Genomic DNA, 13,184 nt, shown 5'->3' on the forward strand with positions numbered 1-13,184 from the left:
ATAAAAAATGTGTTTTTGAGGAAGACAGAGGAACTAATTACAGTAGTTTCATTGGCTGCTAATTCTGGTACAAGGAGCCTCTGGGTAATCAAGTTGCGATCGCCTAAATTCTTCAGAAAATCTTAATATTTATGAAAATCAACTAAAATTTTTATCCTGGCGATAACAGTAAGCTCTCAGATCCCCGACTTCTTTAAGAAGTCGGGGATCTTATTGTTCATAAATGATTTAGGATTGCTAGATTAAATTACCAAAATAAAGTTGTTTTACTTCTCTATCCTTCATTAGTCAATTAAACTAAATAATCCAAAATCACCATTTGGAGAATTGATATCAGTGTTATGGAAACAGCATGGCGCAAAACCCTGACTAGTTAATAGTTAGCGGTAAGAATCCCCATCGCTGACAAGGAAGGTATTAAACCAAATGAAAACAACTGACAAATCACAAATCAAGCGAGTAAATATTTTCGCCAAAAATGTAAATATGCAATATAATTTCTTCCAAACTTCAGTTTTCGTCAGAGTTAGCTAGCTAAAACTGTGTCTGCTTATACTTTACAAGCTGGGGATTGTGTAATAAAAATGTCACAAGCCGCTGTATAGATGAATATATTAAAGTAGCAGCATCAGAAAATGTATTGTATAAACAAATAGTAGATAGGACAGAGATAAATGAGCCAAAGGAAAATCTCAGCGTTGTTGCTAAAAAAATCAATAATCATTGTGCAAATAGTAACAAATAAAATTAGTAAATCTAGCTTTATGAAACGAGTTTAGATGAAACATGACTAGGCATCTGATGTGTCAGTTGCCATAATTATCTGTCTAGAACTTAACTTTAATTGAGTGCGAAATACATGGGACAAGGTTTTTTACAAATTGGGTTAACGCTGTGTATGGTCATAGCAATTACTTCTGTGTTCGGAAGATACATAGCAGATGTCTTCCAAGGAGAAAGAACACTGCTTGATTCTGTCATGAATCCGCTAGAGCGAAGCATCTACGCCCTAGCGGGTGTCAGACGGAAAGATAATATGACAGGTTGGCAGTATGCCAGAGCGATACTGTACAGCAACCTCGTCATGGGCATTGTAGTGTATTTACTGATATTTTTTCAGAGGTTTTTGCCTTGGAATCCCAATGGCTTAGTAGCACCTACTTGGGATACAGTGTTGCATACCACCATTTCCTTTGTGACCAACACCGATCAACAACACTACTCAGGGGAGAATACATTAAGCTATTTTAGTCAGGTAGCGGCTTTAGGTTTTGTGATGTTCACCTCTGCTGCGACTGGTTTGACGGTAGGAATTGCCTTTATCCGGGGATTGACTGGGAGAAAGTTGGGAAACTTTTATGTCGATCTTACCCGTGCCATTACACGCATATTATTACCCATATCGGTAATTGGCGCGATCGCCTTACTAATATTAGGTGTACCCCAAACATTGGGTGATACTTTAGTGGTGAAAACCTTAGAAGGAGCGACACAGTATATAGCTAGAGGCCCAGTAGCATCCTTTGAGATGATTAAAATGCTAGGCGAGAACGGCGGCGGCTTTTTTGGCGTTAACTCCGCTCATCCCTTTGAAAACCCCAATGGTGGCACTAATTTAATCGAAATGATCGCCATGATTTCGATTCCGGCAGCTATGATTTACACCTATGGTGTATTTTCCAATAATATCAAACAAGCTTGGCTGCTTTTCTGGATGGTGTTTATCATTTTTGTCATCTTAGTTGGGGTAACAGCAACCGCTGAACTCCAAGGGAATCCCCTCGTTAATGGCACCTTGGGAATAGAACATCCTAATTTAGAAGGTAAAGAAGTTCGCTTTGGCTGGGCGCAAACAGCACTATGGGCGGTGATGACTACCGCCACCATGTGTGGCGCTGTCAACGGAATGCACGATTCCTTAATGCCGCAAGGATTATTTTCTAGTTTATTTAACTTATTTCTCCAGATTATCTGGGGAGGACAGGGAACGGGAATAGCTTATCTATTGATTTACGTAATTCTCACCGTCTTCCTGACTGGGTTAATGGTAGGGCGTACCCCAGAATTTTTAGGACGCAAAATTGAAAAACGGGAAATTATCCTCGCCAGTATAGTATTACTGATACATCCAATTGCCGTATTAATTCCCAGTGCGATCGCCTTAGCCTACCCAATTTCCTTATCGGGAATTTCCAACCCAGGTTTTCACGGCATTTCCCAGGTAGTTTATGAATATGCTTCAGCCGCTGCTAACAACGGTTCCGGCTTGGCTGGTTTAGCCAATTCCCAACCAGCACCTACAGCCTTATGGTGGAATTTGAGTTGCTTATTCCCCTTATTAGCAGGACGCTACATCCCAATTATTGCCATCCTGCTACTAGCTGATAGTATGTCTGGTAAACAAACAGTTCCCGAAACTCCTGGTACATTAAAAACCGATTCTCTGCTATTTACTAGTGTTACAGCCGGGGTTACCCTAATTTTGGCTGTGCTAACCTTTTTCCCCGTTTTAGCTTTAGGCCCCATAGCAGAAGGTTTTAAACTAGCCTCTGGCAGTTAGAAGAATTACGGAGATTTAGGAGACACGGGGACGCGGTGACGCGGGGATGAGGAAGACAAGGTAGAAAATACTCTCCCCTGCCCCCTGCCCCCTGGTCACTGAGCGTAGTCGAAGTGCTGCCCCCTCCCCCGCCCCACCTCTCACTCACCAAATCTATGAATCCAGTTGCAACTACCTCCAAAACTAAACCCCCACGTTCTCGTCATCGCGATCGCCGTCAAGCAGGTAAAAAAGCGAAAGCACGTACTAGAAGCATATACTTACGCGCAATTGGGGACGCTTTTATTAAGCTAAGTCCCGGAAAGGCAATCAAAAACCCAGTGATGTTTTTGGTATGGATTGGTACATTAATTACCTTGGCAGTCACAATTGATCCCAACCTGTTTGGCCCAGTTGAGCAACCGAACGCCCAATTGTTCAATGGCTTGTTAACAGGAATTTTGTTCTTTACTGTTTGGTTTGCCAATTTTGCCGAAGCTGTAGCTGAAGGACGAGGTAAAGCCCAAGCCGAAGCCTTACGCTCAACGAAAATAGAGACGATCGCTAAAAAACTCGCTGCTGATGGTGCAATTACTGAAGTATCATCTACTAGCCTCAAACAAGGTGATACAGTCTACGTGGTAGCAGGTGATTTTATTCCCGCAGATGGGGAAGTGATCATGGGTGTAGCTTCTGTTGATGAATCGGCGATTACTGGGGAATCTGCACCAGTACTCAAGGAATCAGGCTCGGATGTTGCCAGTTCTGTCACTGGTGGTACGCGGATTATCTCCGATGAATTGATTATCCGCATCACCGCCGACTCCGGTAAAGGCTTTATTGATCGCATGATTGCCTTGGTAGAAGGCAAAGAACGCAGCAAAACACCCAATGAAATTGCCTTAACAGTTTTACTAGCAGCTCTGAGCTTAGTGTTTTTATTTGTAGTCGCCACTCTGCCTGCATTTGCCTACACTGTAAAAACTCCCATCAGCGTTTCCATTTTGATCGCCCTATTAGTCGCACTGATCCCCACCACAATTGGTAGTTTGCTCAGTGCCATTGGCATTGCTGGTATGGATCGCGTCGCCCAATTGAACGTCATTGCTACTTCCGGACGAGCAGTTGAAGCTTGTGGAGATGTTAATACTCTGATTTTAGACAAGACAGGTACAATTACCCTTGGTAACCGCTTGGCAGAAGATTTTATCCCGATCAACGGCCACTCAATGGAAGAAATCGCCAATGTAGCTTGGATAGCTAGTGTATTTGATGATACGCCTGAAGGTAAATCGATTCTCCGTCTGGCAGAAAGATTCGGCGCGAGAGTAGACTTTGATCCTAACCACGCCCAAGGAGTGGAATTTTCTGCCACAACCCGGATGAGTGGTACAAATCTACCAGGTGGACGAGAGGTACGCAAGGGCGCAGTTGGCGCAATTAAAGGGTTTGTCCGTTCTCGTAACGGGCGTGAAACCCCAGAACTTGATATTGTCTACGAACGAGTTTCCCAACAAGGAGGTACACCTTTAGCCGTTTGCTTAGATCGGGAAATCTACGGTGTAATTTATCTCAAAGATATAGTTAAACCTGGCATTCGCGAACGGTTCGATCAGTTACGCCGGATGGGAGTCAATACCATGATGCTAACTGGAGACAACCACATGACCGCTGCTGTCATTGCCAAAGAAGCCGGAGTTGATGACTTCATCGCCGAAGCCTCACCAGAAGATAAAATTGCTGTGATTCAACAAGAACAGAATCAAGGCAAACTGGTAGCCATGACAGGCGATGGAACTAACGATGCGCCAGCTTTAGCACAGGCGAATATTAGTGTAGCCATGAATACTGGTACTCAGGCAACCAAAGAAGCAGCTAACATGGTAGATTTAGATTCCGATCCCACCAAGCTGATTGATATTGTCAGTATTGGCAAACAATTGCTGATTACCCGTGGAGCTTTAACAACATTTTCCTTAGCTAATGATATCGCCAAGTACTTTGCAATTATTCCCGTAATATTTGCCTCTGCTAACTTGCAAAGCCTGAATATTATGAAATTGACTAGTACGAATACGGCAGTACTATCAGCTTTGATCTACAACGCTTTGATTATCCCTGCCTTAATTCCTTTAGCTTTAAAGGGTGTCCATTTTCAACCCTTAACAGCGAATAAACTACTGCAACGCAATATCTTGATATATGGTTTAGGTGGAATAATTTTGCCGTTTATCGCTATTAAATTAATAGATATGCTGATAACTCTGGCGGGATTGACCTGAACAATTGAGAATTTACCACTAAACGCTAAGGATGCACAGCATAAAGCAAAAAATGAAAAAAGAAGTTGATAATTTGGAGCTAGTACAGATATTATCATTTATTTGGTCACAAAGGCAAAAACAACGATTGCCCCTAGCAATTTTTATTGTGCTGTGCTTAAATTTGGCAATTGCTCCTGTAGTTTATGCCGCCTCTGATGACATGTTAGAACGGCGCTCTGCTTGGGCAATTGGCATCTTAGGCTTTGTCACAATCGCAATTGTTATTTACCTGTTTGTCGTCGTTTTTCAGCCAGAACGCTTCTAAAAATTCTCACCCTTATTCAAAATTTAATCCGGAAAACGAACGCATAAATTGTATGTCTATTATTCGCGAAATCATCAGAGCTATTCGTGTCACTCTGGTACTTTGGTTACTAACAGCAATCATATATCCTCTCTTCATTTTAGTAGTGGGTCAAGGCTTGTTCCCCGCGCAAGCTAACGGTAGTATCATGCAGAATATAAATGCAAAACCTATTGGTTCAGCTTTAATTGGTCAAGTATTTACATCAGATAAATATTTTCATGGTCGTCCCAGTACAGTCAGATATAGCCAAGGTAAAAAAGCTAAGCCAACGGGTATATCTGGCGGTAGTAATCTTGCTCCCAGTAATCCAGAATTACTCAAGCGGATTGTGGAGGACGCTAATCAATTTCAAGAAGAAAGTATTCAACCCACAGCCGATTTAATTTATACATCTGGCTCTGGTTTAGATCCACATATTTCCTTGAAAACAGCTAGAGAACAGTTAGAGAGGGTAGCGCGTGCCCGTAGTATTAAAGAAGATGAGATATTACCTTTAATCAATAAATATACTGATGGCAGATTTTTATGGATTTTTGGCGAGCCTGGAGTAAATATTCTGCGATTGAATTACGCGCTTGATTTGCAAGAAATTAACCGTGAGCAAAACCAATAAATTCAAGTGAGTTCGACAGACTGGTTTAATACGCTTTCAGCAAGGGGAAAGGGGAAGGGAACGCAAGCATCAGCCTTTTCCCCTTTTCCTTATTCTTCGCAACGCTGATACACTACCATCAAAGTGACTTTGAAGGGACGCCAACAAAACAAGCGATTAAGTTAGGTGGGTTAAAAACCTGATTTATAAGTCGCAAAAGTTGAATTTACGAGTCGCAAAAGTTTAATAAGCGAAACAATACATACCACCTAACAAGATGAATACTAACAAGTAAACCTTAAATTTTAGTGTGCGTTATAGCAATGCTGTAACGCACACTAAAATAATATGTGCTTTTTGTGTCATTTGTATAGGTGGCACATGAATATATGTTTACCAACGCTAAATTGTTAAGCGCCTATGATTATGGGTATCGACAATTAAGAGTTTTCGGAAATCCCATGCTCAAACAGATGTTAGCAGATTTAAATAATTATTTCCAGCGAGATAAAATTGTCCGTCATCTGGAATTTTTTCAAGACTTCATTATTGTTTTCCTCTGCTTGGGTTTGTTCTGTGTGATGCTCATCCGCTTAGTAGATATGTTCTCTTCATTTTTGCGTCCACTAGATTTAAGACAAGTAACATCAGATATCCTCTTCATTTTGATTTTAGTAGAGCTATTCCGCCTCTTAATTGACTATCTACAAGCACAGAGTATATCCGTAGTAGCAGCAGTAGAAATTACTATTGTTTCTGCTTTAAGAGAGGTGATTTTACGTGGTGTACTGGAAATTCCCCGCGATCAAATTTTGGGTATTGCTGTATTTTTACTAGTTTTAGCAGGAATTTTTGTGGCTTTACCACGTATGTCCCGATTGTTTGAACACTCAAGAATTGCTCATCCAGAAACTACAGAACACATTTAAAAATTTAAAATTATATTCCCCCTAAATTTATTTAGGGGTTGTATTGCTGATGATTTTGATTAGGATATCAGCCCAGTTTGCTTATAAATAGGACATATTATCTTTTTCATTTCCGGTAGCTTTTTGGCAAAGTAAAAAGCGCCAATAGAACAACAAACACCACCAAATAATAAAGCATTTGCTACTCCAATTTGACCAGCTAATCCCCCAAAAAATAAATTACCGAAAGGTAGTATCCCCAAAAAACCTGTTGTGAATATACTTGTGACTCTACCGCGTTTATTTTCATCAACGAGGATTAATTGAATAAAATTGCTAATAGCAATCAAGCTCAAGGTATTAGTCATCCCCACAATAAAAATTAAAAATAGACAAGCTTCTAAACTGGCTGAACGCGAAAAAATTACCAAGCTAAGACCAAGAATCATAGTAGAATTAGCAATTACCTTCTCTAAACCAGTAACTTTTTTCCGTAGTATTAAGAAAAGTCCCGCTACTATAGAACCAAATGCCGAAGCCGTCATAATATATCCCATAGTTTCGGCATTACCTTTTAAGACATCGGCTGTAAAAATGGGCATCAAATTAACATAAGTCATTACCATAAAACAAATAACAACTTGCAACATTAACACATATTTGATTGGTAAAAATTCATAGGTATAAACAAAACCTTCCTTTAAATTTTTCCAAATTTGAGATTTACCAGACGAGTCTTTGTTGGGAAATGACTTAATGCGAACAGTTAAAATTGCCGAGATAAATGGAAAATAACTCACACTATCTACCAAAAAACAGGAAGCGGCTCCAACTTTAGCAAGTAAAAAGCCACCAACCATAGGGCTGATAAATTTAGCTGTATTAATTAAGAATGAATGAATGGAAATTGCACTATAAGTATCTGCTTTATTATCCACAATCCGAGGAATAGCTACTAGGCGTGCTGGTAAATCGAAAGCTTTAACAATTCCTTGCAGTATACCGATGATGATAATCCAAATAAAGTTGATGTCACCAGTAATACTTAAATAAGTTAAAGTACCAGATAACACAATAGAAACAAACTGAGTAGTTAGTAAAACATATCGTAGGTTCCAACGATCTAATAATACTCCTACTAAGGGTGTAAGAACCAAGCCTGTAGCTTGATTTGTAAATCCAGCTATACCAACTAAAATGGCTGAGTTAGTGAGTTGATAAACCATCCATACTAAAGCAAATTGAGTCATCCAGGAGCCAAAAAAAGATACACTTTCTCCAATTACAAAACAACAAACATTGGCAGATTTAAGTGCAGGCGGAATCTGGAAAAAACCAAACTTTAGTTTGTGTTTAAGAGAATTTGCTTGATTAATTTGCGCCATCAGTTTTCCTTTTTTGAAAATAGATACAACCCTGTTTGTCAGCACAATTCCTGTCAAAGCTTGATCGAGCTTGTAAATTAATGAATAATTTTAGCTTTACTTAAATTTAGAAAAACTTAAATTTAGAATACTTAGTATTTGGCGATAAAAAAAACTGACATAAGCAATAACTGCCTTTAGTTAAAGATTATGCCATTATAAATACGTTAATTTGGTAGATATACCGTAGTATTATATAGGATACATCACCAAAATCTCAAGTTTTACTAACTATTTTTCTATACTGAAAGTGATAAAAGTTGGTGAAACCTCACTCATTGAGAAAAAGTAGCTTTTAAAGCCACAGCAATTTCCATCAATACCTGACTCGCTGTTGTATGTGCAGCAAGTGTTACAGGTTTTCCCGTATCACCTGCGGTACAAATACTCGGATCAATGGGAACTTGTCCCAATAGCGGTGCTTGAAGTTCTGCGGCTAATTTCTGACCGCCACCACTACCAAAAATTGGGGTTTGCGTGCCATCATTATTGATGAAATAGCTCATATTCTCGATGATACCGAGAACGGGAACGCCCACTTGGCGGAACATATAGATACTACGACGGACATCAGCGATCGCAACCTCTTGGGGAGTAGTTACCAAAATCACCCCACAAATAGGACTTTCTTGCACAATAGTGATTTGCGCATCTCCCGTACCAGGAGGTAAGTCAATTAGCAGATAATCTAGTTCTCCCCACTCTACTTCTTGAATAAATTGGGTGATAATTTTGTGTAAAACCGGGCCGCGCCATGCTAAAGGATGGTCTGGTTCTGCCAACAAACCCACCGACATAACTTTGATACCATGAGCTACTAAAGGTAAAAATCTTTGACCATTGGGAGTAGCGATCGCCTGAACTTCAGATTTTCCCAGGGACAGCATTTGGGGAACGTTAGGCCCGTAAATATCAGCATCCAACAATCCAACTTTTGCACCAGCTAACACCAGCGCAACTGCTAGATTAACTGAAATTGTAGATTTACCGACCCCTCCTTTACCGCTAGAAACTGCAAGTGTAGTTTTGACTCCAGGGATAGTGCAAAGTTGAATGTAAGTTTTTTTGCACCAAGTCAGAGGCGAAAGCGCTGTTTGAATCTCCGCTTGTAATTGCTGCTGATGAGAACCGATGTAAAGGCGTAAATAAATGTAGTTATCAACAATACGCAGATTTCGCACCATCCCCAAGCTAACAATGTTGTTTTTCAGTGTCGGTTCGATAACTTGCTTGAGGATTTGAATAACTTCTTGTTTGCGGTTTGAAGTGACAGTATCTAATTCTACCTTGTCTTCTGAATCGTGGAAAGGTGGTTGGTGATTTGACATGAAGAACTCCAGAAAATATTTTTCTCAAAAATTGCGCCAGTTCAACTGATGTGTGGATCATAATTCTTTTTATGTGAATTTTATACAATAGCTGGTAAATGATTGCAGCCATGCGTAAAAGAGATTTATTGCTTCTGGTATACACTCAAGCTTGATAGACAACCCTATTGGAAGAGTGAAAATAATTTTTTATTTGTTATATCTATAATTAGGTTTTTGAGTTAATCTACTCAGCTAAATATTAAAATCGGCTTCTCTCTAAGTTGGGATTTATGCTTAAGCGACGAATGTGTATTAATCACATTTTCTCAATTAATAATAATTTTCGCTTAATTAGTGAAATATGACAAAGGTCATTTCCCGTATTAGCCAATACAAAATATTTGCTGAACAAATATAAAAATATAACCGAGAACAATTTATATGCAACCTAGAGAAATATGGCAAAACTATCAAGTACTAGATGTATCTTCTAACCCAACCACCTCTAACGAAGTTCAAACTCAACCTGCAAAAATTGATAATCTAATACTCAGTGATACATTTATCGCCCAGTCAGGAACTTTTTTAGCTTTTGTGGTTTTTTGGGGTGGAATATTAATAATTGCCACGAGAAAATTGAAGTTATTATCTGATCGTCAGCTTACTGAACCAATGAATGATTGTGCTAACTTACCTTGTATAAAATGCCGTTATTTTGCCAGAAATCATTATCTAAAATGTGCTGTGCAGCCATCAATAGCGTTGACTAAAGACGCAAATAATTGTGCTGATTACCAGCCTAAGAGCGAAGTAGGTACTGTGGACTGGGGGCTAAGGGTTAAGGATTAGGAGTTAGGTATTAGCACAAAAATTTTGATGAGTTAGTAGTCAGCAAAAAGCGTGCTGAATAATCCAGGACTGAAGCACAAGCACAAAGCGGAGATTTCATCCTAATTTCATTTCGGGCTGTCAAACTATGTATTGAAGGGCAGTAGTCACGTATAGAGCGATTATCTGGGTAATTGTTTTACCCAAGAAAAAAATAAATTACCAAAAAGCTTGACTCTCCACTCAACTAGAGATTGCTTAATGAAATCAGGATTCTATGGAAATCATCCTTATGCAACTCCCTACTCGGAAACACAACTTTTTGGTATTTACTTTTGTAGCGATCGCTTCTTTGTCCAGTAGTCTGTTAACAGCCTGTTCTACAACTACTTACCGCACCAGAACCCAAACACCAGTACCATACATTACTACCCGCGATACTAGCGATAAACAACAGAGCAAGCAGCATGGTGGAATGGATCACAGTGGTATGAACCACAGCATGGCGATGGATTTAGGCCCAGCTGATGCTAACTATGATTTACGCTTCATTGATGCGATGATTCCCCACCATCAGGGAGCAATCCTCATGGCTAAGGAAGCACAGCAAAAATCAAAACGCCCGGAAATTAAAAACCTATCAGGCGAAATTATCAAAGCCCAGAACCAAGAAATTAGCCAGATGAAAAGCTGGCGCACAGCTTGGTATCCGAAAGCGGGAGATAAACCAATGGCTTATGATGCTCAAAAGGGTCAGATGATAGAGATGTCATCTGAGCAAATGCAAGCCATGATGATGAACATGGACTTAGGTGCTGCTGATGCAGAATTTGACCTACGCTTTATTAACGCCATGATTCCCCATCATGAAGCAGCTGTGACAATGGCCAAAGATGCTTTGCAAAAATCCCAGCGTTCTGAAATTAAGAACTTAGCTCAAGCAATTATCAAAGCACAAGATACTGAAATTAACCAAATGAAACAGTGGCGAACAGCTTGGTATAACAAGTAAATCACCTCGAATTAGGAATTACCAATTACGAATTGGTATAACCACTTAAGCTCGACTTTATCCAAAATTAAGAACTCGGCTTTCCTGAGCTTGCAAAAATCCTGGTTTTTTGGCAAATACTTTTTCCATATCACTAATCTGCGATTTTGTTCAAAAACTAAAACTACCGTCCCGCCAAGGTTTTAGCGTCTGGTTTTCGTTTTCGTAAAAATGGATAAAGTCGAGCTAAGACAATATTTGAGGATGAGAAGAGAACTTATCCCAATCTATTACTAAGGCATCCCAAAGAATCTTAACATCATCAGGATATGAACTAGGGTTATTTTTATAATTGCGAGTAATATAAACCATTAAGTTGTAGCAAATATTGACTTGACCAGCAATAATCAAATTATCTAATTGGTTATCTTCAGTAAACCAAAGAGTAGTTGGCATATTTGCAGCAGCATCAATGACTTTGAGAATTTCCGGTGATGCTGGTTGGACTCCTGGTAATTTAGTTGGTTTACTACCAGTTCTTAATTTGTAAATTAGATTAGCAATGATTTTTTGTTTAGCTGGGTTATTATCTTTATCTTCGGCTTTATTATATTGTTGATAAATAAAAGTAAAACCCATTTGGCGAATACGGTTCATGAATACTGAACCAGCCATCGCTTGTAAAGAGCTTAAACGTAAATAAATACCATTAACTACTTGGTTAACTGTTAATTTTTTTAAATCGTTCCAAGCAAGTATACCAACTTGAGGTATTAGCGGTAAAATTCGGTTTTTAATAATATTTCGCCCCCATAAGAGAATAAAAGCGGTTATAGTCGCTAGTAAAATGGGTATAACATATAAGAAAAAATCTAGCCAAATAAATTCACCGCTGATATAGTCTTTAATTGATTCATAACCTGTTGTTACTAATGTAAATATACAGAATAAAATTATTATGTTTGACAACCAATCAATTGCTTCTAAAGTCAGTTGACTAACTTTTATCGCTTTGGGAAAAGAATAAAAATCACCAGGTCTTTGATCAACGTCAGAGATAATAAATAAATCTAGTACAAAATTATTGCGTTTATTAGCTAACCACAAACTTTCAATTCCTTGGTTGTCATAAATTCCTCCATCCATCAAAGCAATATCTTGAGTTTGTTCATCATCTAATAATGGCACTTGGCTATATTCTCTTGCTAGTTCTTTATCTGGTATTAGTATATTTTCATCTACAAATTCTTGGTTAGTATCTGATTGGGTAATTCTATTAGATACTGTTTTTTGGACATTCTGGAAAGCGGTCTCTTTTGACCAATTAAAATCTCCTGGAAAAGCCAAAGGTTCAAAGCCACCAGGAAAACAGGAAGACGCTGCTACAATATCGGCAATTCTGATGTCTGCGGCATCAGATTCATTAATTGATATATGACCATTACCAATTTTGGCGTTGGAGTTGGTACTACGCTGAAACCGAAAAGCTAATCCACTGCGAAATTCTGTGGCGTTAAAGATGACTTCTTTTAAAGGAATATTAGCGTTGATAATATCCCCAAAGCGATAGGCTCTGCCATGAGAATCTTGCAGAAAAGTTTCTGCGTAAACTTCGGCACTAGCAGTAATTAAATCGGTTCTTAATGATGGTGTAGTCGATTTTCTTGTATTTAGTTTTTTTAAAGCTAATTCTACGAGTTTGGTATTTTTCAAAAAACTATAATATTCTTGATAAAATTCCTGAAAAGATTTTCCTTCTACTAAAGATAAAGTATATTTTGCTCCTGTAAATGTTCCTCCAGATACGGTAGATATCATTTTGACTTGCTTCAATAAATCGACCCGATTTAAATAAGACAATAGTCCTAAATGAAATACCGCAGCCCGATAACCGCCGCCTGACAATGCTAGTCCAATATTTTGAGGTAAATTTGATTTCTCAGAAGTGTGAGTCATGGAAT

At 38.9% G+C, this 13,184-nt stretch carries 10 protein-coding genes; 7 read left to right on the plus strand and 3 right to left on the minus strand.

The genetic code is table 11. The features are described from left to right. The first annotated feature begins 859 nt into the window (after positions 1-859). The 5 genes from kdpA to AACU32_RS24265 all read left to right on the plus strand — a co-directional run bounded on the left by kdpA (position 860) and on the right by AACU32_RS24265 (position 6,691). A complete protein-coding gene (gene kdpA / locus AACU32_RS24245) occupies positions 860-2,560 on the plus strand; it encodes a potassium-transporting ATPase subunit KdpA (RefSeq protein WP_096603766.1) in 1,701 nt (566 codons plus the stop codon). Between the two features lie 155 nt (positions 2,561-2,715). Beyond that, positions 2,716-4,821 (plus strand): potassium-transporting ATPase subunit KdpB, encoded by a 2,106-nt coding sequence (kdpB, locus tag AACU32_RS24250; RefSeq protein WP_096603767.1) that lies wholly within the window; start codon positions 2,716-2,718, stop codon positions 4,819-4,821. Positions 4,822-4,873: 52 nt separating this feature from the next. Further along, positions 4,874-5,128 carry a potassium-transporting ATPase subunit F gene (locus AACU32_RS24255; RefSeq protein WP_339378227.1) on the plus strand — a complete coding sequence of 85 codons (255 nt, stop codon included), beginning with the start codon at positions 4,874-4,876 and terminating at the stop codon, positions 5,126-5,128. A gap of 52 nt (positions 5,129-5,180) precedes the next feature. After that, positions 5,181-5,783, plus strand: a complete 603-nt coding sequence (kdpC, locus tag AACU32_RS24260) for a K(+)-transporting ATPase subunit C (protein WP_096603769.1) — start codon at positions 5,181-5,183, stop codon at positions 5,781-5,783. Between the two features lie 440 nt (positions 5,784-6,223). Next, positions 6,224-6,691: a phosphate-starvation-inducible PsiE family protein gene (locus tag AACU32_RS24265; protein ID WP_096608154.1), complete on the plus strand. Its 468-nt coding sequence runs from the start codon at positions 6,224-6,226 to the stop codon at positions 6,689-6,691. Between the two features lie 59 nt (positions 6,692-6,750). Here AACU32_RS24265 and AACU32_RS24270 read toward each other — a convergent pair whose 3' ends face one another. Beyond that, positions 6,751-8,112, minus strand: a complete 1,362-nt coding sequence (locus AACU32_RS24270; protein WP_339378228.1) for an MFS transporter — start codon at positions 8,110-8,112, stop codon at positions 6,751-6,753. Positions 8,113-8,369: 257 nt separating this feature from the next. Continuing rightward, positions 8,370-9,422 carry an Mrp/NBP35 family ATP-binding protein gene (locus tag AACU32_RS24275; RefSeq protein ID WP_096603771.1) on the minus strand — a complete coding sequence of 351 codons (1,053 nt, stop codon included), beginning with the start codon at positions 9,420-9,422 and terminating at the stop codon, positions 8,370-8,372. A gap of 423 nt (positions 9,423-9,845) precedes the next feature. On the opposite strand from AACU32_RS24275, the gene AACU32_RS24280 reads away from it, so the two are divergent. Beyond that, positions 9,846-10,253, plus strand: coding sequence for a hypothetical protein (locus AACU32_RS24280; RefSeq protein WP_096603772.1), 408 nt, complete (start codon positions 9,846-9,848; stop codon positions 10,251-10,253). Positions 10,254-10,524: 271 nt separating this feature from the next. Continuing rightward, entirely contained in the window at positions 10,525-11,244 is a 720-nt protein-coding gene (locus AACU32_RS24285; protein ID WP_096608155.1) for a DUF305 domain-containing protein, read from the plus strand. A gap of 225 nt (positions 11,245-11,469) precedes the next feature. On the opposite strand, the gene AACU32_RS24290 is transcribed toward AACU32_RS24285, so the two are convergent. Then, a complete protein-coding gene (locus tag AACU32_RS24290) occupies positions 11,470-13,179 on the minus strand; it encodes a patatin-like phospholipase family protein (RefSeq protein ID WP_096603773.1) in 1,710 nt (569 codons plus the stop codon). Positions 13,180-13,184: the final 5 nt, after the last annotated feature.

Origin of the sequence: Calothrix sp. NIES-2100 (assembly GCF_963875285.1) — a bacterium.
In the GTDB taxonomy this organism is placed as follows: Bacteria; Cyanobacteriota; Cyanobacteriia; order Cyanobacteriales; family Nostocaceae; genus Aulosira.